Genomic DNA, 22732 nt, shown 5'->3' on the forward strand with positions numbered 1-22732 from the left:
GCGGGGCGGCGTCAGTGACTACGCAGGACCTGGGCAACGGTCGCTACGTTATGGGCGAGGTGCAGCGGATTGATTGTGCCGACAATAGCACTGGCAACGCCGGGATGAGTGAACAGCAACTCGAAGCTGGCGCGCACCGGATCGACTCCCGGACTCAGACAGACATGACCGCTGGCCAAGGCTTTTTTCACCAGAATGGCTTTGCCGTGGGCAGCAGCATAGTCAATGACCGCCTTTTCGTTTTGTTCGTTCAGATTGTAGGTGACCATCGCGCAGTCGCCTTGCTCCAGCGCTTTCAGCCCACCTTCGACGGTTTTCCCGGAAAAACCGAAGCCGCGAATCTTGCCCTCGGCCTTCAGCACCGCGAGAGTGGCGTAGACCTCTTCGTGCTCAAGGATGGCCATGTCGTTGCCGTCCGAGTGCACGAGTACCAGGTCGATAAAATCCGTTTCCAGACGTTGCAGGCTGCGCTCGACGGACATTCGCGTGTGCGCAGCGCTGAAGTCGTGGCGCGACAGGCCATCGGCAAACTCTTCGCCGACCTTGCTGACAATCACCCAATCCTGTCGCTGACCGCGCAGCAGCGGGCCGAGGCGTTCTTCGCTGCGACCATAGGCCGGCGCGGTGTCGATCAGGTTGATGCCCAGATCCCGCGCCTGGCGCAGCAGCATGCGCGCCTCGTCATCGTCGGGAATCTGAAAGCCGTTGGGGTATTTCACCCCTTGATCGCGGCCGAGTTTGACTGTGCCCAGACCCAGCGGCGACACCGACAGGCCGGTGCTGCCCAGCGGGCGATGCAGTTCGTGCAGAGTGGCGATGCTCATGGCAGCAGTTGCTCCCACGCGGGTACACCGAGCGGCGGTTTCGGCAGCGGCGGCAGCGGTTCAGTCACCTGCGGCTGGATGCCGTCGCGTTGCAGCGAGGCGATAACGCGGTCGGCGAAGTCCGGCGCCAGTGCCAGTTTGGTCGGCCAGCCGACGAGCAAGCGACCTTCCTCGGCGAGGAAAGCGTTGTCCGGGCGGGTCAGGCCGGTTTGCAGCGGCTCGGCGCGATCGACGCGCAGGGTCGCCCATTGCGTTGTGCTGAGGTCGATCCACGGCAGCAGCTGGGCGATTTCCTTTTGCGCGGTGGCGATCTGTTCGGCCGGCTCGCGGGCCACGCCTTCGCTTTCGGCGATGTCGCCGCCCATGTACCAGACCCACTGGCCGTCAGCGGCCGGGTGCGTGGTCACGGTGATGCGCGGCTTGGTGCCGCCGCCCAGGCAGTGCGCGTATAACGGTTTCAAGCCGGGGCCCTTGGCGAGGATCATGTGCAGTGGTCGGCGCTGCATGGCCGGACGACTGAGGCCCAACGCTTCGAGCAGTTCGGCAGTGCCGGCGCCAGCACTGAGGACGATGCGCTGGGCGCGGATCTCACGCCCATCGACTTTCAGGCCGACCAGCACGCCGGCTTCCAGCAGCGGTTCGATGACCTGCCCGGCGAGCAGACCGTCACCGGCCAACTCGGCCAGGCGCTGGATCAGGCTCGGGACATCCACCACCAGTTCGGCGAGGCGATAGACTTTGCCCTTGAAGCGCTTGTCTTGCAGGGCCAGCGGCAGCTCGTCGCCCTTGACCTGATCGACCCGGCCACGCACGGCTTTGCTGGCGAAGAAACTGGTCAGGTTGCCGGCCAGCGTGCCCGGCGACCACAGGTAATGCGCTTCGGACAGCAGGCGCACGCCGGACAGATCCAGCTCGCCCGTGCCGGCCAGCGCCTCGCGCCAGCGGCGCGGCATGTCGGCGATGGCTTCCGAGGCGCCCGTCAGCGCACCGTGCAGCGCGTACTTGGCGCCGCCATGGATGATGCCCTGGGACTTCACACTCTGCCCGCCACCGAGGCTGGCGCTTTCCACCAGCACGGTCGAAAAACCCTGACCGCGCAGGCGCGCATTCAGCCAGAGGCCGGCGACACCAGCGCCGACAATCAGAACGTCGGTGGAAATAACGGATGGCATGCAGCGACCTCAGTGTTCAAGACGAGGGCGCAGTATACAGACTCGGGAAAAGGGCGGATTTGTCGATGATCAATGCGCCGAATGCAAATCCAGATGTGGGAGCGAGCCTGCTCGCGAATGGGGAGTGTCAGATGACCATGATGTATCTGACCCAATGCCTTCGCGAGCAGGCTCCCTCCCACAAGTAATGGGTTGATCTCAGTGCCCGGCAGTTTTCGAAAACAGCTGAATCACAACGACCCCCAGCACGATCAACGCCATCCCCAGCATCGCCGGTACGTCGAGCTTCTGCCCGTAAATGAACAGAGCGGCGACGCTGACCATGACAATGCCCATCCCCGCCCAGACCGCGTAGGCAACGCCCACCGGTACGGTGCGCACCACCAGCGTCAGCATCCAGAATGCGATCCCGTAGCCGACAATCACCAGAATCAGCGGCAGCGGCGTGCTGAAGCCCTTGACCGCTTTCATCGAAACGGTGGCGATCACTTCGGCGCAGATGGCGATGGCCAGATAGACGTAGGCGTTCATGGTTTCGATCCTCAAATAAATCGTTGCTTGCTGAGGTGACATTCTAGGGACTGCTCAGATGGGGTAAAGTCATTACCTATCTGTTCAGAAGATGGGTTGGTGGCAAGCATGCAATGGAATCTCGAGCAGCTGCGGGTATTTGTCGACGTTGCAGAACAGCGATCTTTTTCCGCCGTGGCACGTCGACAACGCAAGGCGCAGTCGGCGATCAGCAGCGCCGTTGCGATGCTCGAAGAGGATTTGGGCGTGAGCCTGTTCGAACGCAGCAGCGGTCGGCAGCCGATGCTCACCGAGGCGGGCGCGGCATTGCTGGAAGAGGCCCGCGAAGTGTTGCGCCAGTGCGAGCGCCTCAACGGCAGGGCCATGGCGATGCTGCGCGGTCAGGAGGCGCAGTTGCGAGTGGCTCAGGACGAGGCGATGCCGTATCAGGCGCTGGTGGAAAGTTTCGGTGAACTGGCCGAGCAGTTTCCCAGCCTGGAAGTGCAACTGACCAGCGCCGCCCAGGGTGAAGTTGCGCGCAAACTGGTCGAACGTCGCGCCGACCTCGGCCTGCTGTTCTATCACGATGAAATCCCCGAAGCCCTTGAGCGCCGCGTGCTGGGTCGAGTGGAAATGGTCACGGTTTGCGGTGTCAATCATCCGCTGGCGCAGCAGGCCTACGTGACCTGCCAGCAACTGGCGCAGCACCGGCAATTGCTGATGTCTACGCAGACCAGCGTCTATCCCGGCAATGAGCCGGCCAGCCCGCAGGTGTGGCGCGCGGACAGTTTTTATGTGATGTCCGAATGGCTGGTGCGCGATCTCGGCTGGGCGTGGTTGCCGCGCCACGTTGTGCAGTACTCGGCGTATCAGGGCCAAATGGTTGAACTCGATAGCGAATGGACGCCGCCGGCGTTGGTGGTGGAACTGGTCTGGCGCCGCGACGAACCGCTCGGCCCCGCCGCGCGCTGGCTGGCGGAACGTTTTGCCGTGCACTTGCGGGCGATCGGCGACAAAAGCCGATAAACTCCGCCGCCATGAATAGAACTCTCTACACCGCGCTGTTTTACCTGGGGCTGCCATTGGTGGCGATTCGGCTGTGGCTGCGCGCGCGCAAGGCGCCGGCGTATGCCAAGCGCATTGGCGAGCGCTTTACTCTTGGCATGCCGACCTTGCAGCCCGGTGGCATTTGGGTGCACGCGGTATCGGTGGGCGAAAGCATTGCCGCCGCGCCGATGATCCGTGCGCTGCTGGAACGCTATCCGGCGCTGCCGATCACCGTGACCTGCATGACCCCGACCGGTTCGGAGCGGATTCAGGCACTGTTCGCCAACGAGGCGCGCATTCAACACTGCTATCTGCCGTATGACTTGCCTTGTGCGGCGGCGCGTTTTCTTGATCGCGTGCAGCCGAAACTTGCGGTGATCATGGAAACCGAGCTGTGGCCCAACCACATTCATCAGTGTGCCAAGCGCGGAATTCCGGTGGCGCTGGCCAATGGGCGGTTGTCGCAGCGTTCCGCCAAAGGCTATGGCCGCTTCAGCAAACTCACCGCGCCTATGCTCGCCGAGATGAGCCTGTTGGCGGTGCAAACCGAAGCCGAGGCCCAGCGCTTCCGCGATCTCGGCGCGCGTTCGGAAACCGTTGACGTCACCGGTTCGATCAAGTTCGACCTGACCATCGACCCGCAACTGTTGCAGCGTGCAGCCGATCTGCGTAGCCAGTGGCAGGCACAGGATCGTCCCGTGTGGATCGCCGCGAGCACTCACGAAGGCGAAGACGAAGTGGTGCTCGACGCTCATCGTCGCCTGTTGGCCAATCATCCGGATGCATTATTGATTCTGGTGCCGCGTCATCCGGAGCGCTTCAATTCGGTGTTCGAGCTGTGCCAGCGCGAAGGTTTCGCCACGGTACGTCGCTCGACCGGGGCCAATGTCGATGCGCAGACGAGCGTGCTGCTTGGCGACACCATGGGCGAGTTGCTGTTTCTCTATGCCCTGGCCGACAGCGCTTTTGTCGGCGGCAGTCTGGTGCCGAATGGCGGGCACAACCTGCTCGAACCCGCCGCGCTGGCGAAACCGGTACTCAGCGGCCCACACCTGTTCAACTTCCTCGACATCGCCGCGCAACTGCGCGAAGCCGGGGCGTTGGCCGAAGTGGATGATGCCGAAGGCCTCGCAGTCGAGGTGCAGCGCTTGTTCGAACTGCCGCGTGATGCGCAGCGCATGGCCGAGGCCGGGCTGGCGGTGATGCGGCGCAATCAGGGCGCATTGCAGCGGCTGCTGGATGGCTTGGCGCGGCTGATCCAATAGTCGCTTGGAATATGACTGTGGTGAGGGGATTTATCCCCGCTGGGTTGCGAAGCAGCCCCAAAACCATTCAACACGGTGATTCAGTTAGATCTGGCAAGTCGGGTTTACGACTGCTGCGCAGCCGGACGGGGATAAATCCCCTCGCCACAGTGGATTCATTCCAGATTTTTCATGGCCGTGCCTTTGGCTGGATGGTCTGGCGCGGCTGATCCAATAGTCGCTTGGAATATTACTGTGGTGAGGGGATTCATCCCCGCTGGGTTGCGAAGCAGCCCCGAAACCATTCGACGCGGTGATTCAGTCAGATCTGGCAAGCCGGATTCACGACTGCTGGGCAGCCGGACGGGGATAAATCCCCTCACCACAGGGGATTCATTCCAGATTGCTTATGGCCGGGCCTTGAGCTGCGCCTCGGCCGCCGACGCCAGATCCGGCGGCAGGAAATCCTTGTCAGGGTTGTAGTCGGCTTTCAGATAGCGCCGCAGGTCTTCCAGGTCACCCGGGTTCAGCGTCCCCGCCGCCTGCTTCAGGCGCAGGTTGTCGAGGATGTAGTCGTAGCGGGTGTTGTTGTAGTTGCGCACCGAGGTGTACAGCTGGCGCTGCGCGTCGAGCACGTCGACGATGTTGCGTGTGCCGACCTGATAACCGATTTCCGTGGCTTCCACCGCGCTCTGGTTGGAGATGATCGATTGGCGGCGCGCCTGCACCTGCTCGACGTCGGTGTTCACCGCGCGGTGCAGATTGCGGGTGTTTTCCACCACTTGCCGGCGCAGCGATTCGCGCTGCTGTTCGCTCTGATCCAGTTGCGCATAGGACTGACGCACTTGCGAACTGGTCAGCCCGCCGCTGTAGATCGGGATGTTCAGTTGCAGGCCCAAGGTGCTCTGCTCGACGTTGCCGCCATAAGGCGCGCCGAACGAGTTGGGGTTGGCTAAGCCGAGGGCGTCGTTGTCGCCTTTCTCGTATTTCGCCACGGCGTCGAGGGTCGGCAAGTGGCCGGCCTTGCGCTGCTTGAGCGTCTGCTCGGCGGAGCTGACCGCGTAGTTGCTGGCGAGCAGATTGAGGTTCTGCCGCGCCGCGGTGTCGACCCAGGATTTCGCATCGTTGGGCGCCGGCGGCAAGATCGGTAGCGTATGAACGATGCCCTGAATCGAGTTGTACTGACGGTTGGTCAGGGTGATCAACGCCTGGAACGCATCATCGACCTGACGCTGGGCGACGATGCGGTTGGCTCGCGCGGTGTCGTAACTGGCTTGCGATTGCAGCACGTCGGTCTTGTCCGAGAGGCCGACATCGAAGCGCTCATTGGACTGATCGAGCTGACGTTTGAACGCCGCTTCTTCAGCCTTGGTCGAGGCCAGATTGTCCTGGCTGCGCAGCACGTTGAAGTAGCTTTCGGCGCTCTGCAGGATCAGGTTCTGTTCGGTCGCCGACAGCTGCAGCGCGGCCTGCTCGTTGACGTCCTTCGCCGCTTGATACTGGAACCAGCGATCGGCGCGGAACAGCGGCTGCGCCAGTGTCGCCTGATAGGAATGCGCGCTGCGGTTGGCGATGGCCGAAGGCTGGTCGATCGAGGTGCGCACGTCGGCGACTTCGGCGCCACCGGACAGGTTCGGCAGCAGACCGGCGCGGGCCTGGGGCACCACTTCTTTCTGCGCGCCATACTGGGCGCGGGCCGCGGCGAGGTCGGCGTTGTTGTCGACCGCTTCCTGATAGACGCTGACCAGATCGGTTTTGGTCGACAAGGGTGCTTCCGCTGCCCAGGCCATTGTGTTGGACGCACAGGACACGGCAACAGCCAATGAAAGTTTGCGCAGCATGAGGCGATCCCTAGCATGAATATTATGGAAGTAATCCGGGCGCCAAAGGTAAGGCGCAGCCCGCACAGCGTCAAGGCTGAGCAGGCCCAGCGAGTGTAGTTGCGCATTGCTCCGGCAACAATCGGCCAACCTGGGTATTTACGCCATTCATCATGGCGTTCGCTGCGGTGTTGGCGTTCCTTGATGGTTGTGTCTAGACTGGCCGGGTTCTTGTCGGGGTGCCTTGCTATGAGGCTGAGATCGAATAATTTCGGATCCCGTTGAACCTGATCAGGTTAGCGCCTGCGTAGGGAACAAGATTTCTCGTCACCCGGCGAGTCCTCTTGTGCTTCGTCCGGGATATTGTTCGACAATCGAACGCCATGACGAATGCACAGCACCGGTCCTGGTGCGTCCGTGCCTTTCAGGTTCTGCTCCGACAATCCACTGCTGGATGCTGTCTGGAGAGCCTGTGATGACAACAAAAGAAAAAAACGCGATCAACCTGAGTGACTCGGCCAAGGTCGACGAGCAGTCGGTCAAGCCGTTCACCCGTTCGCAAAAAGTCTACGTTCAGGGCTCGCGCCCGGACATTCGCGTGCCGATGCGCGAAATCAGCCTCGATGTAACCCCGACCGATTTCGGCGGCGAGATCAATGCGCCGGTCACTGTCTACGACACTTCCGGCCCGTACACCGATCCGAACGTGGTCATCGATGTGCGCAAAGGTCTGGCCGATGTGCGTTCAGCGTGGATCGATGACCGTGGCGATACCGAGCGCCTGCCGGGCCTGAGCTCGAACTTCGGCCAGCAGCGTCTGGCCGATGCCGAACTGACCAAACTGCGCTTCGCCCACGTCAACAACCCGCGCCGCGCCAAGGCCGGGGCCAACGTCAGCCAGATGCACTACGCGCGCAAAGGCATCATCACTGCCGAGATGGAATACGTCGCCATCCGCGAAAACATGAAGCTGCAAGAAGCGCGCGCGGCCGGCCTGCTCAAGCAGCAACATGCCGGCCACAGCTTCGGCGCAAGCATTCCGCAAGAAATCACCGCGGAATTCGTCCGCGAAGAAATTGCCCGCGGCCGCGCGATCATTCCCGCCAACATCAACCACGTCGAACTGGAACCGATGATCATCGGCCGTAACTTCCTGGTGAAGATCAACGGCAACATCGGCAACAGCGCCCTGGGTTCTTCGATCGAAGAAGAAGTGGCGAAGCTGACCTGGGGCATTCGCTGGGGCTCGGACACGGTGATGGACCTGTCCACCGGTAAACACATTCACGAAACCCGCGAGTGGATCATCCGCAACTCGCCGGTGCCGATCGGTACCGTGCCGATCTATCAGGCGCTGGAGAAGGTCAACGGCGTCGCTGAAGACCTGACCTGGGAGCTGTTCCGCGACACCCTGATCGAACAGGCCGAGCAGGGCGTCGACTACTTCACCATTCACGCCGGCGTGCTCCTGCGCTACGTACCGCTGACCGCCAAGCGCGTCACCGGCATCGTCTCCCGTGGCGGTTCGATCATGGCCAAGTGGTGCCTGGCGCACCACAAAGAGAACTTCCTCTACACCCACTTCGACGAAATCTGCGAAATCATGAAGGCCTACGACGTCAGCTTCTCGCTGGGCGATGGCCTGCGTCCGGGCTCGATTGCCGATGCCAACGACGAAGCGCAATTCGGCGAACTGGAAACCCTCGGCGAGCTGACCAAGATTGCCTGGAAGCACGACGTGCAATGCATGATCGAAGGCCCGGGCCACGTGCCGATGCAGTTGATCAAAGAGAACATGGACAAGCAGCTCGAATGCTGCGACGAGGCGCCGTTCTACACCCTCGGTCCGCTGACTACCGACATTGCGCCGGGCTATGACCACATCACTTCCGGTATCGGCGCGGCGATGATCGGCTGGTTCGGTTGCGCGATGCTCTGCTACGTGACGCCGAAGGAGCACTTGGGCCTGCCGAACAAGGATGACGTGAAGACCGGGATCATCACTTACAAGATCGCCGCGCACGCAGCGGACCTGGCCAAGGGACACCCGGGCGCGCAGATCCGCGACAACGCACTGAGCAAGGCGCGTTTCGAATTCCGCTGGGAAGACCAGTTCAACCTCGGCCTGGACCCGGACACCGCACGTTCCTATCACGACGAAACCCTGCCGAAGGACTCGGCCAAGGTCGCGCATTTCTGCTCGATGTGCGGGCCGAAATTCTGCTCGATGAAAATCACCCAGGAAGTCCGCGAGTATGCGGCCAACCAACGCATTGACGCGGTCGATGTGGACGTCGCCAAGGGGCTAGCTGAGCAGGCCGAGCGGTTCAAACAGGAAGGCAGTCAGCTGTACAAGAAAGTTTGACCCCGTACTGATCGTTCCCACGCTCCGCGTGGGAATGCAGCCCGTGACGCTCCGCGTCACTGGACGCGGAGCGTCCCGAGAGGCATTCCCACGCAGAGCGTGGGAACGATCACAACAAATGTCCCTTTGAGATAACACCCTTGAGCATTCAACCCGGCACTTATTCCCCCGACCTCGCCGTCCCCGCTGAAAAGCGTGTCTTCGGCGGTCGCGATCTGTTTTCCCTGTGGTTCTCCCTCGGCATCGGCCTGATGGTTTTGCAGACCGGCGCATTGCTCGCGCCGGGCCTGGGCCTGTCCGGTTCTTTGCTGGCGATCTTCCTTGGCACGTTGGTGGGCGTGCTGCTGCTCGCAGCGGTCGGTGTGATCGGCAGCGACACCGGCCTGTCATCAATGGCCGCGCTGAAGCTCAGCCTTGGCAGCAAAGGCGCGAGCCTGCCGGCGCTGCTCAATCTGCTGCAACTGATCGGCTGGGGCTCGTTCGAAATCATCGTCATGCGCGATGCCGCCAGCCTGCTCGGCACCCGCGCCTTCAGCGAAGGTTCGCTGTGGGCCAATCCGATGCTGTGGACGCTGTTTTTCGGCGCACTGGCGACCTTGCTCGCGGTGAGCGGGCCGTTGACGTTCGTGCGGCAGATTCTGCGCAAGTGGGGCATCTGGCTGTTGCTCGCGGCGTGCCTGTGGCTGACCTGGAACCTGTTTGCCAAAGCCGACCTTGCTGCGCTGTGGGCGCGCGCCGGTGACGGTTCGATGCCGTTCGCGGTGGGCTTCGACATTGCCATCGCCATGCCGCTGTCGTGGCTGCCGTTGATTGCCGACTATTCGCGTTTCGGCAAACGCGCGAAGAATGTCTTCGGTGGCACGGCTGTGGGTTTTTTCATCGGCAATTTCTGGCTGATGAGCCTTGGCGTGGCCTACACCCTGGCGTTCGCGCCGAGCGGCGAAGTCAATGCGCTGCTGCTGGCTCTGGCCGGTGCCGGTCTGGGCATTCCGCTGTTGCTGATTCTGCTCGACGAGTCGGAAAACGCTTTTGCCGATATTCATTCGGCAGCGGTCTCGAGCGGGATTCTGTTGCGTCTGAAAGTCGAGCACCTGGCCTTGGCCATCGGCGTGATCTGCACGCTGATCGCACTGCTGGCGCCGTTGGCGCAGTACCAGAATTTCCTGCTGTTGATCGGCTCGGTGTTTGCGCCGCTGTTCGGCGTGGTGCTGGTGGATCACTTCATCCTGCGCAAGCGCAGTGCTCAGGTCGCCTCAGCCGCATTGCGCTGGCCGGCGTTGCTGGCGTGGCTGGGTGGCGTGAGCACCTACCACTTGCTGGCGAATCTGTATCCGGATGTCGGCGCAACCCTGCCGGCGCTGGTGCTGGCAGGGCTGTTGCAGTTAGTGCTGGGCCGGGCCTTCAGTTACGGCCGGGAAACAGCTCAGGCTTGAGAATGCCGTTCAGGCGCGGGTAAGGAATCTTCAGTTCGACGTGGCCCAGCGCATAGGGCGCGATGGTGGTCACGTCGTACTTGAGGATCACGCCACCGTAGGTCAGCGCCACGTGCGGGGTTTTCACGAACGGCCAGTTCGCGACGAATTCCGCCTCCTGATCGAGCTTGGTGCTGATCAGCCAACTGTTGTGCGCCACTTGCGCGGCTTTCCAGAATGCCTCTTCCTGACCCGGCAGCAGCATGTCGGAGAGATTCAACACCTTGTGCTGCTGGCGCGAATAGTTGATGAAACCGCGACCCGGCGTGCCGTGGGCGCCGCCAGTGTCGAGGTAGCTCGACAACTCGATGATCACCAGTCCGTCATGCTGCTCGCGTACTTTCGCTTGCAGATAGCTGCTGTTGCGCGGGCCGGCGCTGGCCAGAAACTGCTCGCGGTAGGCGGCCAAGGTTGGCGCTACCGGCGCGTTCTTCTCGGTGCGGGTCATTTGCAGCAGACGTTTTTCGATGATGCCGTCCAGTGCCGGCTCATCCGGGAAACGCAGGGTGTCGATGTTCACCAGCGGGCAATCGGGATTGGAACAGCCGGGTTTGAGTTGTTCCGAGGCGTCGCGGGTGGCTTCCAGCGGCGTGCGATAGTTGGGCTGGAACAGGCTGGCACAGGCGCCCAGAGTCAGGGCAATAGCGGCCACAGAGGCAATTTTGAAAAGCGACATGGGCGTCCTTTCGAAAGCAGGGGAAGGCAAAAAGATACCGCTTCGACTCTCAACGAAGCAGTCAGTTCGCCACTAAGCTGATTAGAGTGTGTTTCAGCTTCACCGTCCATCCCGCTGACGGTAAAGGGGCTGCATCAAACGGTGCGGGCGCGTTAGGATGGCGCGAAGTCGAGGTTGCCGGTTGTACGCGGAAACCCCGTAAAGGATATGCAGTAAAGAGGATGATCATGACTGACTTTGCCAACGCCATTCCGACCGCCGTGGATATCGTGCGGCGCGAAAAATGCTACGAGGGCTTCTACAAGCTCGACCGTGTGCACTTGCGCCATGAGCTGTTCGCCGGGGGCATGAGCCGCGAGATCAACCGGGAAATCTTCGTGCGCCACGATGCCGTGTGCGTCCTGCCTTACGATCCGCAGCGCGATGAAGTGGTGCTGATCGAGCAGTTTCGCGTCGGCGCCATGGGCAAGGCCGACAACCCGTGGCTGGTCGAACTGGTCGCCGGTCTGATCGACAAGGATGAGCAACCGGAAGAAGTTGCTCACCGCGAGGCGCAGGAGGAAGCTGGGCTGGACATCAAGGCGTTGTGGCCGATGACCAAGTACTTCCCATCGCCGGGTGGCAGCAACGAATTCGTGCATTTGTATCTGGGGCGTTGCAGCACCGACGGTGTCGGCGGTCTGCACGGGCTGGAAGAAGAGGCCGAAGACATTCGCGTAACGGTCTGGGCCTTTGAAGATGCCTTGCAGGCCGTGCGTGACGGACGGATTGCCAACGCGGCGAGCATCATCGCCTTGCAGTGGCTGGCGCTGAACCGCGCCGAAGTGAGGGGGCTATGGTCGTAAACAAGCTGCGCGATCGTTATCGGGTTGACCTCGTAGGGCTGCAAGCCGCCTGCGAGGCCAACTACGCGCGCCTGATGCGACTGCTGCCGGACATGCGCAACGAACCCGAAGCGCGGCGCATCGCTGTGACCCAGGGCGAGCAGATGCTCGGCGTGCTCGCCCTCGAAGTGCTGCAGACCTGCCCGTACACCACGACCTTGCAGGTACGCCAGGAGCACAGCCTGCCATGGTTGCCGGTGCCGCAACTGGAAGTGCAGGTCTACCACGACGCGCGCATGGCCGAAGTGGTCAGCGCCGAGCATGCACGACGCTTTCGCGGCATCTATCCTTACCCGAACGCCGCCATGCACCAGCCCGATGAAAAGGCCCAGCTCAATGTGTTTCTGGGCGAATGGCTGAGTCATTGCCTGGCGTTGGGGCACGAGTACGAAGTCGTTCGCTAGTTGTGAACTGCGTCCGCTTCGGCGGTTTCCCCTTTGTGTCATCCCCCAGCATAATTGCCGCACCCATCCATTGCGTGCCTAGCCCCGGGAGAGCGCCTTGCCCAGCGTATCGACAATTACCAGCGCCGACCCGGCGCTGCTGGTGCAGTTGTCCGACAGCCACCTGTTCGCTGAAACGCACAGCAAGCTGCTGGGCATGAAGACCCGCGAGAGCCTGCAACAGGTCATCGACCTGGTGTTGGCGCAACAGGCGCAGATCGATCTGCTGCTGGCGACCGGAGATATTTCCCAAGACGGCACGCTGGAGTCGTATCAGGCCTTCCGCCAGATGAGCGCGCAGATCAATGCCCCGGCGCGCTGGATTCCCGGCAATCACGACGAGCCGATGGTCATGGCCGAGGCGGCGGTGCAGAGCACCTTGCTCGAATCGGTAGTCGATATCGGCAATTGGCGGGTGACGATGCTGGATTCGGCGGTGCCGGGTTCGGTGCCGGGCTATCTGCAGGATGATCAGTTGCAGCTGCTGGCCTGCGCGCTGAGCGAGGCGCCGGAGCGTCATCATCTGGTGTGCCTGCATCATCATCCGGTGTCGATCGGCTGCGCGTGGATGGAGCCGATCGGCCTGCGCAACCCGGAAGCGTTCTTTGAAGTGCTGGATCGCTTCCCGCAGGTTCGCGCGGTGTTGTGGGGGCATGTGCATCAGCAAATCGATCGCGAGCGCAATGGCGTGCGCTTGATGGCCTCGCCTTCGACGTGCATCCAGTTCGAGCCGGGGAGTGCGGATTTCAAAGTGGGCGAGCAGGCGCCGGGGTATCGCTGGCTGCGGTTGTTGCCGGACGGGAAATTGGAAACGGGCGTCGAAAGAGTCACCGACTTCGAGTTCACAGTCGATTACGGCTCCAACGGTTACTGAACTGACAATCAAAGACCCTCACCCCAGCCCTCTCCCAGAGGGAGAGGGGGCCGACCTCGGTGTCTTTGGCTGTGCATCGGCCTGAAACAGCGATATCGATTATGGATTCGCAGCATAACGTTCAGGTCGGTGTAGCTCTCGAATATCCCCCAGTCGGTTCCCTCTCCCTCCGGGAGAGGGTTAGGGTGAGGGCAGCTTGTGCTGTCACACCAATTTATTGAACCCACCCCCAATCCCGGTCCTTCTCCCTGTAAACTCCGCTATCTTTCGCCGACAGCCAGGGAGCTCAAATGTCCGGTTCGATCCTCTATATCCACGGTTTCAACAGCGCGCCGGCCTCAAAGAAGGCTTGTCAGCTGGTCGCGGTCATGGAGCGGCTGGGTTTGAGCGAGCAATTGCGCGTGCCGGCGCTGCATCACCATCCGCGCGAAGCCATCGGTCAGCTCGAGCAGGCAATCGCCGAGCTGGGCCGGCCGTTGCTGGTGGGAAGTTCGCTCGGCGGCTACTATGCGACTCACCTGGCCGAGCGCCATGGCCTGAAAGCCCTGCTGGTCAACCCGGCGGTCAGCCCGCACCGGATGTTCGATGGTTATCTGGGCACACAGAAGAACCTCTACACCGATGAAACCTGGGAACTGACCCACGACCACGTCACGGCGCTGGCCGAACTGGAAGTGCCGCCACCGCAGGATCCGCAGCGTTATCAGGTCTGGTTGCAAACCGGCGACGAAACGCTGGATTATCGCCTCGCCCAACAGTATTACCGCGCCTGTGCCTTGCGCATCCAGGCTGGCGGCGACCACAGTTTCCAGGGCTTTGCCGGGCAATTGCCGGCGTTGCTGAGTTTTGCCGGCATGGCTGCCGATATGTATCAGGCAATCGATTTCACCACGCTGTGAAGTCTTGCCCCTCTTTCATGAATGACTGACGACGAGACCTTATGGCCACTCCCAGCGCTAGTTCTTATAACGCCGACGCCATCGAAGTCCTCTCGGGCCTCGACCCGGTGCGCAAACGCCCCGGCATGTACACCGACACCAGTCGGCCGAACCACCTCGCCCAGGAAGTCATCGACAACAGCGTCGACGAAGCCCTGGCCGGCCACGCCAAATCGGTGCAGGTCATCCTGCACGCCGACCATTCGCTGGAAGTCAGCGACGACGGCCGTGGCATGCCGGTCGACATCCACCCGGAAGAGGGTGTGTCCGGCGTCGAACTGATCCTTACCAAGCTGCACGCGGGCGGCAAGTTCTCCAACAAGAACTACCAGTTCTCCGGCGGTCTGCACGGGGTGGGTATTTCCGTGGTCAACGCGCTGTCGACCGAAGTGCGCGTACGGGTCAAGCGTGACGGCAACGAATACCAGATGACCTTCAAGGACGGCTTCAAGGCGTCCGAGCTGGAAATCGTCGGCACCGTCGGCAAGCGCAACACCGGCACCAGCGTGTACTTCGCGCCGGACCCGAAATACTTCGACTCACCGAAATTCTCCATCAGCCGCCTCAAGCATGTGCTCAAGGCCAAGGCTGTGTTGTGCCCGGGCTTGCTGGTCAGCTTCGAAGACAAAGGCACCGGCGAGAAAGTCGAGTGGCATTACGAAGACGGCCTGCGCTCTTATCTGGTCGATGCGGTCAGCGAGTTCGAACGGCTGCCGAACGAGCCGTTCTGCGGCGCTTTCGCCGGTAATAAAGAAGCGGTCGATTGGGCGCTGCTGTGGCTGCCGGAAGGTGGCGACGCGGTGCAGGAAAGCTACGTCAACCTGATCCCGACCGCCCAGGGCGGCACGCACGTCAACGGTCTGCGTCAGGGCCTGCTTGATGCGATGCGCGAATTCTGCGAGTTCCGCAGCCTGCTGCCGCGCGGCGTGAAACTGGCGCCGGAAGACGTCTGGGAGCGCATCGCTTTCGTCCTGTCGATGAAGATGCAGGAACCGCAATTCTCCGGCCAGACCAAAGAGCGTCTGTCATCCCGTGAAGCGGCGGCGTTCGTTTCCGGTGTGGTCAAGGATGCGTTCAGCCTGTGGCTCAACGCCAACCCGGAAACCGGTCTGGCCCTGGCCGAACTGGCGATCAACAACGCCGGCCGCCGTCTCAAGGCGAGCAAGAAAGTCGAGCGCAAACGCGTCACCCAAGGTCCGGCGCTGCCGGGCAAACTGGCTGACTGCGCCGGGCAGGACCCGATGCGTTCCGAGCTGTTCCTGGTCGAGGGTGACTCCGCCGGCGGTTCGGCCAAGCAAGCGCGGGACAAGGAGTTCCAGGCGATCCTGCCGTTGCGCGGCAAGATCCTCAACACCTGGGAAGTCGACGGCAGCGAAGTGCTCGCCAGCCAGGAAGTGCACAACATCGCCGTGGCCATCGGCGTCGATCCTGGCGCGGCGGACATGAGCCAGCTGCGCTACGGCAAGATCTGCATCCTCGCCGACGCCGACTCCGACGGTCTGCACATCGCCACTTTGTTGTGTGCGCTGTTCGTCCAGCACTTCCGCCCGCTGGTGGATGCCGGTCACGTCTATGTGGCGATGCCGCCGCTGTACCGCATCGACCTCGGCAAAGAAATCTACTACGCCCTCGACGAGGCCGAGCGCGACGGTATTCTCGATCGCCTGGTGGCCGAGAAGAAACGCGGCAAGCCGCAGGTCACCCGATTCAAGGGGCTGGGCGAAATGAACCCGCCGCAACTGCGTGAAACCACCATGGACCCGAACACCCGGCGTCTGGTGCAGTTGACGCTGGGCGAAGACTTCGCCGAAACCTCGGAAATGATGGACATGCTGCTGGCGAAGAAACGCGCCGGCGACCGCAAATCCTGGCTGGAATCCAAAGGCAACCTCGCCGAGGTGCTGGCCTGATGCAGTTTGGCTGGGCCTTGGCGGGTGCGTTGCTGCTGAGTGCGCTGAGCGTGTCGGCCGAGCCGCTGCAACAATTGCGACTGCTTTCCGAGCACCCGGTCGAAGGCATGCGCGGCGGTAACCTGTCGGGGCTGGCCATGTGCGGCAATGAGCTGTGGACGGTTTCCGATCGCGATGACGAGCAGATCTATCGGCTCGATACCCGCGATCCGGTCTGGCAGGCGCAAACCGTGCACATCGACGTGCCGCCTGTGCCGGAGAGCGGCCTGCCGTGGGGCTTGAGTTCGCGTACCTGGGCGGCGTCGTTCATTCGTGGGGGCGATCTGGATTTCGAAGGCATCAGTTGCGACAGCGTAGGCAATCGCTACATCGTCAGTGAGGCCCATGCGGCGGTGTTGCAGGTGCCGGTCAGTGGCCCGGCGAACTGGCTGAAAATCTCGCCGCTGCTGGTTCGCGAAGCGCGGGCGAGCGGCCTGCTGCTGAAGTTCAACTCGATCTTCGAGGGCCTGGCGATCAACCCGGCCGGTGATCAGGTATGGCTGGCCGCCGAACGGCAAAAGCGCGGTTTGCTGCTGATCAAGCGCCAGCAGACGGTGTGGGATTGTGACGGTCGCTGCGTGCTGCTCAGTGAGGGCGGCAAGGAGATGCAGCCGCCACAGTTTCCGAAAGCGAAAGCGGTTCATCGCGACTTTTCCGACATTTCCTTGTTCAACGGCAAGCTGTTTACCCTTGAACGCAACGCTTTCGAGATCTGCCGTCGCGATGCACAGACGGCCAAGGTCGAGCAGTGCTGGTCGTATGCCGGCGAACTGTTGCAGGAACAACGTCGGTATTCGCAGAACTACGGACTGGAGGAAGCGCTGATCATTGATGCCGAAGGCGCGTGGATCGGCGTCGACAACAATTTTGGCCCACGTGCCGACGGTGAGGTCCGCCCGGTGGTCTGGCGCTTTGCCGCGCCGGACGGTGGCTGGAGTGCCAGGCCATGAGCCAGCAGCCACCGGGCAAGCGTGCCGGTCGGGTGTTGATGATCCTCGCCTGGTGCGCGGCGCTGTTTCTCGCGACGCGGTTTTTCGGTCAGTGGGAACAGCGCCAGCAGAATCCGAACATCGTGGTCACGTCGGAGCAGGGCGAAGGATTTATCGAAGTGAAACTGGCGAGCAATGCCCAAGGGCATTTTGTCGCCAGCGGCCAGATCAACGGCGAACCGGTCGAGTTCATGCTCGACACCGGCGCCACCGATGTGGCGATTCCGGCGGATCTGGCCAAGCGTTTGAAGCTGCAAGAAGGTTTCGGCGTGACCCTGAGCACGGCCAATGGCCTGAGCCAGGGCTATCGAACGAAGATTGCCCGCCTGCAATTGGGCGACATCGTCCTGCGGGATGTCCGCGCACTGGTGGCGCCGGGGCTGCATGGCGATCAGGTGCTGCTCGGTATGAGCGCCCTGAACAGACTTGAATTTACCCAGCGCGGTGGCACCATGCTGCTGCGCCAGACAACGAACCGATGAGGCCCGCATGAGCGACTCCCTTGATCTCAGCCTGGACGGTGTAGAACGCCGATCGCTGGCTGACTTCACCGAAAATGCCTACCTCAACTACTCCATGTACGTGATCATGGACCGCGCCTTGCCGCATATCGGCGACGGCCTGAAGCCGGTACAGCGGCGTATTGTCTACGCCATGAGCGAACTGGGGCTGGACGCTGATTCCAAGCACAAGAAATCGGCGCGTACCGTCGGTGACGTGCTCGGCAAGTTCCACCCCCACGGCGATTCGGCGTGCTACGAAGCGATGGTGCTGATGGCGCAGCCGTTCAGCTATCGCTACACGCTGGTCGACGGCCAGGGCAACTGGGGTGCGCCGGACGATCCGAAGTCCTTCGCCGCCATGCGTTACACCGAAGCGCGGCTGTCGCGCTATTCCGAAGTGCTGCTCAGCGAACTGGGCCAGGGCACCGCTGACTGGGGGCCGAACTTCGACGGCACCCTGCAGGAACCGCTGGTGTTGCCAGCGCGCCTGCCGAACATTCTGCTCAACGGCACCACCGGTATCGCCGTGGGCATGGCCACCGACGTGCCGCCGCACAACCTGCGTGAAGTCGCCACCGCCTGCGTGCGTCTGCTCGATGAGCCGAAAGCCACGGTCGAGCAGCTCTGCGAACACATTCAGGGGCCGGACTATCCGACCGAAGCGGAAATCATCACGCCGCGTGCCGACCTGCTGAAAATGTACGAAACCGGCAAGGGCTCGGTGCGCATGCGCGCCGTGTACCACGTCGAGGATGGCGACATCATCGTTACCGCGCTGCCGCACCAGGTCTCCGGCGCCAAGGTGCTTGAGCAGATCGCCGCGCTGATGCAGGCCAAACCGTCGAAAGCGCCGCAGATCGCCGATCTGCGTGACGAATCCGACCACGAAAACCCGTGCCGCATCGTGATCATCCCGGTCAACAGCCGCGTCGATCACGAAGCGCTGATGCAGCACCTGTTCGCCAGCACTGAGCTGGAATCGACCTACCGGGTCAACGTCAACATCATCGGTCTGGACGGCAAGCCGCAGCTGAAAAACCTGCGTGCGCTGCTGGTCGAATGGCTGGAGTTCCGCGTGCTGACCGTGCGTCGCCGCCTGCAATTCCGCCTCGACAAGGTCGAACGTCGTCTGCACCTGTTGGACGGTTTGCTGATCGCCTACCTCAACCTGGATGAAGTGATCCACATCATCCGCACCGAGGAACACCCGAAAGCCAAGTTGATCGAGCGTTTCGCCCTCAGCGAGATCCAGGCCGACTACATTCTCGACACCCGTCTGCGTCAGTTGGCGCGACTGGAAGAAATGAAGCTGCGCGACGAGCAGGACGAACTGCTCAAGGAACAAGCCAAGCTGCAAGCCCTGCTGGGCAGCGAAGCGAAGCTGAAGAAACTGGTGCGCACCGAGCTGCTCAAAGACGCCGAAACCTACGGCGACGACCGCCGTTCGCCAATCGTCGAGCGCGCCGAAGCCAAGGCGTTGAGCGAACACGATCTGCTGCCGAACGAGAAAGTCACTGTCGTGCTGTCGGAAAAGGGCTGGGTACGTTCGGCCAAGGGCCATGACATCGACGCCACCGGTCTGTCGTACAAGGCCGGCGATGGCTTCAAGACCTCGGCGGCGGGGCGCTCCAACCAGTTTGCCGTGTTCATCGACTCCACCGGCCGCAGCTATTCGGTCGCCGCGCATACCTTGCCGTCGGCCCGTGGTCAGGGCGAACCGTTGACCGGCCGCCTGACGCCGCCACCGGGCGCTTCATTCGAATGCGTGCTGATGCCCGAAGACGATGCGCTGTACGTGATTGCCTCCGATGCCGGTTACGGCTTCGTGGTCAAAGGCGAAGACCTGCAAGCGAAGAACAAGGCTGGCAAGGCGCTGTTGAGCTTGCCGAACAACGCCAAGGTCATCGCGCCGCGCCCTGTGGCCGATCGTGAACAGAACTGGCTGGCCTCGGTCACGACCGAAGGTCGCCTGCTGATCTTCAAAATCAGCGATCTGCCACAATTGGGTAAGGGCAAAGGCAACAAGATCATCGGTATTTCCGGTGAGCGCGTGGCCAGTCGCGAAGAATATGTCACGGACATCGCCGTTCTGCCGGAAGGCGCCACCCTGGTGTTGCAGGCTGGCAAACGGACTCTGTCACTGAAAGCCGACGACCTCGAGCACTACAAAGGTGAGCGTGGACGGCGCGGAAACAAACTTCCGCGGGGCTTCCAACGGGTCGATGCGCTGCTCGTCGAAAACCTCAATTAGGCGAGAACGCCTTCCTAGAGCGTTCGATCTGCGATTAAACGCGTAGATCGACGCTTTGGCGCTGGAGTCGGAACGCATATTCACGGATGATATGGCCTTTCAAGCGCCGGCGTGGCCGAGCGTTCTTCATATTTATTGAGTATTTTCACTGTGGTCAGCCTTGTGGCGGCCACCTGGACGGGATGATGACTGCTCTACGCCCCCTTATTTTGTTGCTCGCCGGCGTTTTTGGCCTGGCGGGTTGCAGCGTTCACCAGCCGGTGTCGCTGTACCAACTGGACAGCGGAAGTCCGGTTCAGCCTGCGCAAAGCGCGGGCATTGCGGTTTTGCTGGGGCCGGTGGTTGTAGCCGATTACCTGCAACGCGAAACCCTGCTGCAACGTCAACCCGACGGCAGCCTGCAAGCGGCGACCGACGGTCGTTGGGCTGGCAGCCTTTCGTCGGATATCGATCAGTTGCTGATGCGTCAGGTCGCCGGTCACCTGGACAGCCAGCGTGTGGTGCTGGCGCCTGCTACCGCCGGGTTCACGCCCGATGTGCAGGTGTTGCTGACCATCACCCGTCTGGATTCCGGGGCAAAACAGCCGGCGATTCTCGATGCGCAGTGGCGGTTGATCGATCGTCGCGGCAAGGTGCGTGATAACCGCATCATTCACCTGCAGGAAACGCATGCCGGCAGCACCGCGTCCCAGGTGCAGGCACAAGGGGTTCTGTTGCAGCGTCTGGCCGAGCAGTTGTCGGTGGCGCTCAAGCCACTGGCCAACCAGCCGCCCGTGGCCGAGGCACCGCGTAAAGCCGCGCCGAAACCCGCAGCGCCAGCGGCGGATGCCGAGAAGCAGCCGAAGATTCCAATGGCCTCGCCGATTCGTACGGATATGGAAGTGTTTCGCTTCTGAGGCTGGAACGAGTCAGAACAGAGCCCGCCTTGTGCGGGCTTTGTTGTGTCTGGAGGTGGGGTGGAAGATCAAAAGCCCCTCACCCTAACCCTCTCCCGGAGGGAGAGGGGACCGATTGGGGGATATTCGATAGCTACACCGACGTGAACGCGCGGAGGTGAATCCATAATCGCCAAGATCTGTCAGGTCGATATATGGCGCCAGACACCTCGGTCGGTTCCCTCTCCCTCTGGGAGAGGGCTAGGGTGAGGGGCTTTTCAGGGATGCACACATTCCAGTAACGCCGCGCACAAAAAAGCCCGCAGACAATCACTCGTCTGCGGGCTTTTGCGGATCGGGCCTAAGCCTTACGCCCGGCGCTCATGCATCCGCGCCAGTTGCCGCTCCAGCATCGACGGATAAGGCTCCATCAACCGCTCCACACAGCACGCGCCTTCAGGGCTGGCGATCGGCCGGATCCGCGCACGTTGGCGTATCAACGCGTCATCGCTGATCTTGCGTTCAACCAGCAGCAGATTGCGGCTGTGCTGCGACAAGGCCAGTGCATCCTGGGCCGAATCGGTCAGTAGCAGATCAATCTGGCTCAGGCCGAACAACTCATCGCCCAAGGTCAGGCCCAGCTGCAATTGCAGGGTGATGCCGCTGTCTGCGACCTCGATCTGCAATTGGTGGCCGAGTGCACGCAGCAGTTCGCCGCAGCAGATGGCATTGGTCAGGTAATCGTCGCCGCAATCTTCGGTGTGGAACAGCAACAGCGTGCTGCCATCGTTGAGGGTTTCGATTTCGCCCTGATACAGCGAAGCAGCCTGCTCGAGGCAGTCGCGATAGCGTTCCTGCAACTCTTCCAGACGTGCGCGAGGCAAGCGGCGCAATTGTTCCTGCGAACCCAGTTGCACGGCCAGTACGGCGGTATGCTGCGGAACGTCAGGGCTCGGTTTGCGCGTGAGCGGTTGGACGGCGCCGTTCAGCGATTCGTCGCGCAGGTCGGCGAAGGCGTCATCGTCATCATCGTCTTCGACGGTGCTGACCAGGTGACGCGGCGCCGGTTTCTTCGCGGCCAGCGGGCGGCTTTCGTCGAAACTTGGATCGCGCAGGTTACGCACCTCGAATTCAGGCTCGTCTTCTTCCTCGGCGAATTCCGGCTCGGGTTCAGGTTCAGGCTCCGGTTCCGGGGCGTAGCTGGCGTGCAGCTGGCGCGCCAGATCGCCGATTTCATCCTGGCGATCGATGCCCGGTGTATGCGCGTCGATGCGGCGCAGCCACACACGCAATTGCAGCAGTGGCGTCGACAGATAACGGCCCATGCGCAGGCTCAGAGCCAGCGACAGTGCCAGCAGAATCGCGCTCAGAATGCCCATGCTTTGCAGGCTGATGGTCATTGGCTGCTGGAACTGATCCATGTCCAGGCTGATGCGCAGTTGCCCGGCCGTCACGTCCTGGAAAGTGATCTTGCTCTCGTACATGCCCTCGGCTTCGCCCAGCAGGCTGTGCTTGGGACGCTGACCGGACTCGGCGAGGATGCGGTTGTCCACGCTGTAGATCGCCGCGTGGGCGACCAGTTTGTTCTTGGTCAGGTTGTTGAGCAGCACGTTGAGGCTGAGGATGTCGTTGGACACCAGCAGCTCGGTGGCGGAGGTGGCGGTCTGCGTCGTCAGGCTTTCGCCCAGCGCATCGGCCTGCTCGTGCATGGCCTGCTTGAATTGCAGACCCATCACCCCGGCATAGATCACCAGGGCCAGAGCGACCAGGATCACGTTGTGGCTGGCAATGCGCAATGCAATCGGTACACGGCGATGGCGCAGTGCACGGAAGATCAGCAGGAAGAAGTTATCGGTTTTGACTGGCGTGGGCCGGTTCACTTGAGCTCGGCTCTTT

The 22732-nt window shown here is 61.9% G+C and carries 19 protein-coding genes and 1 riboswitch; of the genes, 13 read left to right on the top strand and 6 right to left on the bottom strand.

The annotated features are described in order from the left end of the window. Positions 1 to 11: 11 nt before the first annotated feature. From V8J63_RS15470 to V8J63_RS15480, 3 genes are all read right to left on the bottom strand, one after another. The gene (locus V8J63_RS15470; RefSeq protein ID WP_336464287.1) at positions 12 to 824 is read right to left on the bottom strand and encodes an aldo/keto reductase; all 813 of its coding nucleotides are present in this window, start codon (positions 822 to 824) and stop codon (positions 12 to 14) included. Further along, positions 821 to 1996, bottom strand: a complete 1176-nt coding sequence (locus tag V8J63_RS15475; RefSeq protein WP_125926289.1) for an NAD(P)/FAD-dependent oxidoreductase — start codon at positions 1994 to 1996, stop codon at positions 821 to 823. The genes V8J63_RS15470 and V8J63_RS15475 overlap by 4 nt, the downstream gene beginning before the upstream one ends. Positions 1997 to 2194: 198 nt before the next feature. After that, positions 2195 to 2527 (bottom strand): DMT family transporter, encoded by a 333-nt coding sequence (locus V8J63_RS15480; RefSeq protein WP_016771980.1) that lies wholly within the window; start codon positions 2525 to 2527, stop codon positions 2195 to 2197. A gap of 108 nt (positions 2528 to 2635) precedes the next feature. Between V8J63_RS15480 and V8J63_RS15485 the strand changes: the two genes are divergently transcribed. Continuing rightward, entirely contained in the window at positions 2636 to 3532 is an 897-nt protein-coding gene (locus tag V8J63_RS15485; RefSeq protein WP_125926288.1) for a LysR family transcriptional regulator, read from the top strand. A gap of 11 nt (positions 3533 to 3543) precedes the next feature. Continuing rightward, complete coding sequence (gene waaA / locus V8J63_RS15490) at positions 3544 to 4818, top strand: lipid IV(A) 3-deoxy-D-manno-octulosonic acid transferase (RefSeq protein ID WP_336464288.1); 1275 nt, start codon at positions 3544 to 3546, stop codon at positions 4816 to 4818. A gap of 386 nt (positions 4819 to 5204) precedes the next feature. Here the strand turns inward: waaA and V8J63_RS15495 are convergent, their stop codons facing one another. Continuing rightward, on the bottom strand, positions 5205 to 6638 hold the full coding sequence (locus V8J63_RS15495) for a TolC family outer membrane protein (RefSeq protein WP_336464289.1): 1434 nt from the start codon (positions 6636 to 6638) through the stop codon (positions 5205 to 5207). A gap of 204 nt (positions 6639 to 6842) precedes the next feature. Continuing rightward, a riboswitch (TPP riboswitch) is annotated at positions 6843 to 6948 on the top strand. Positions 6949 to 7092: 144 nt separating this feature from the next. Between V8J63_RS15495 and thiC the strand changes: the two genes are divergently transcribed. Next, a complete protein-coding gene (gene thiC / locus V8J63_RS15500) occupies positions 7093 to 8982 on the top strand; it encodes a phosphomethylpyrimidine synthase ThiC (protein ID WP_130927047.1) in 1890 nt (629 codons plus the stop codon). Positions 8983 to 9122: 140 nt separating this feature from the next. After that, positions 9123 to 10415 (top strand): putative hydroxymethylpyrimidine transporter CytX, encoded by a 1293-nt coding sequence (gene cytX / locus V8J63_RS15505; protein WP_336464290.1) that lies wholly within the window; start codon positions 9123 to 9125, stop codon positions 10413 to 10415. On the opposite strand, the gene V8J63_RS15510 is transcribed toward cytX, so the two are convergent. After that, entirely contained in the window at positions 10384 to 11130 is a 747-nt protein-coding gene (locus V8J63_RS15510; protein WP_137215183.1) for an RsiV family protein, read from the bottom strand. The two genes, cytX and V8J63_RS15510, sit on opposite strands and share 32 nt — an antisense overlap. A gap of 227 nt (positions 11131 to 11357) precedes the next feature. Between V8J63_RS15510 and V8J63_RS15515 the strand changes: the two genes are divergently transcribed. The 9 genes from V8J63_RS15515 (at position 11358) to V8J63_RS15555 (ending at position 20857) form a co-directional block, all read left to right on the top strand. Continuing rightward, positions 11358 to 11975, top strand: a complete 618-nt coding sequence (locus V8J63_RS15515) for an NUDIX domain-containing protein (RefSeq protein WP_024011344.1) — start codon at positions 11358 to 11360, stop codon at positions 11973 to 11975. Then, positions 11966 to 12418 carry a DUF1249 domain-containing protein gene (locus V8J63_RS15520; protein WP_016771972.1) on the top strand — a complete coding sequence of 151 codons (453 nt, stop codon included), beginning with the start codon at positions 11966 to 11968 and terminating at the stop codon, positions 12416 to 12418. The genes V8J63_RS15515 and V8J63_RS15520 overlap by 10 nt, the downstream gene beginning before the upstream one ends. A gap of 97 nt (positions 12419 to 12515) precedes the next feature. After that, positions 12516 to 13331 carry a 3',5'-cyclic-AMP phosphodiesterase gene (cpdA, locus tag V8J63_RS15525; RefSeq protein ID WP_336464291.1) on the top strand — a complete coding sequence of 272 codons (816 nt, stop codon included), beginning with the start codon at positions 12516 to 12518 and terminating at the stop codon, positions 13329 to 13331. Positions 13332 to 13621: 290 nt separating this feature from the next. Then, positions 13622 to 14230, top strand: a complete 609-nt coding sequence (locus tag V8J63_RS15530) for a YqiA/YcfP family alpha/beta fold hydrolase (protein WP_076565352.1) — start codon at positions 13622 to 13624, stop codon at positions 14228 to 14230. 41 nt (positions 14231 to 14271) lie between these two features. Beyond that, complete coding sequence (gene parE / locus V8J63_RS15535; RefSeq protein ID WP_024011346.1) at positions 14272 to 16179, top strand: DNA topoisomerase IV subunit B; 1908 nt, start codon at positions 14272 to 14274, stop codon at positions 16177 to 16179. Next, positions 16179 to 17168: an esterase-like activity of phytase family protein gene (locus tag V8J63_RS15540; RefSeq protein WP_336464292.1), complete on the top strand. Its 990-nt coding sequence runs from the start codon at positions 16179 to 16181 to the stop codon at positions 17166 to 17168. Before parE ends, V8J63_RS15540 begins: the two co-directional genes overlap by 1 nt. Beyond that, positions 17165 to 17689: a retropepsin-like aspartic protease family protein gene (locus V8J63_RS15545; protein ID WP_024011348.1), complete on the top strand. Its 525-nt coding sequence runs from the start codon at positions 17165 to 17167 to the stop codon at positions 17687 to 17689. Before V8J63_RS15540 ends, V8J63_RS15545 begins: the two co-directional genes overlap by 4 nt. 7 nt (positions 17690 to 17696) lie before the next feature. Then, on the top strand, positions 17697 to 19961 hold the full coding sequence (gene parC / locus V8J63_RS15550) for a DNA topoisomerase IV subunit A (RefSeq protein ID WP_024011349.1): 2265 nt from the start codon (positions 17697 to 17699) through the stop codon (positions 19959 to 19961). Positions 19962 to 20146: 185 nt separating this feature from the next. After that, positions 20147 to 20857: a PqiC family protein gene (locus V8J63_RS15555; protein ID WP_336464293.1), complete on the top strand. Its 711-nt coding sequence runs from the start codon at positions 20147 to 20149 to the stop codon at positions 20855 to 20857. 347 nt (positions 20858 to 21204) lie between these two features. Here the strand turns inward: V8J63_RS15555 and V8J63_RS15560 are convergent, their stop codons facing one another. After that, positions 21205 to 22716 carry an AhpA/YtjB family protein gene (locus tag V8J63_RS15560; protein ID WP_130902880.1) on the bottom strand — a complete coding sequence of 504 codons (1512 nt, stop codon included), beginning with the start codon at positions 22714 to 22716 and terminating at the stop codon, positions 21205 to 21207. Positions 22717 to 22732 lie beyond the last annotated feature (16 nt).

Source organism: Pseudomonas sp. CCNWLW23 (assembly GCF_037095675.1).
GTDB lineage: Bacteria > Pseudomonadota > Gammaproteobacteria > Pseudomonadales > Pseudomonadaceae > Aquipseudomonas > Aquipseudomonas atacamensis.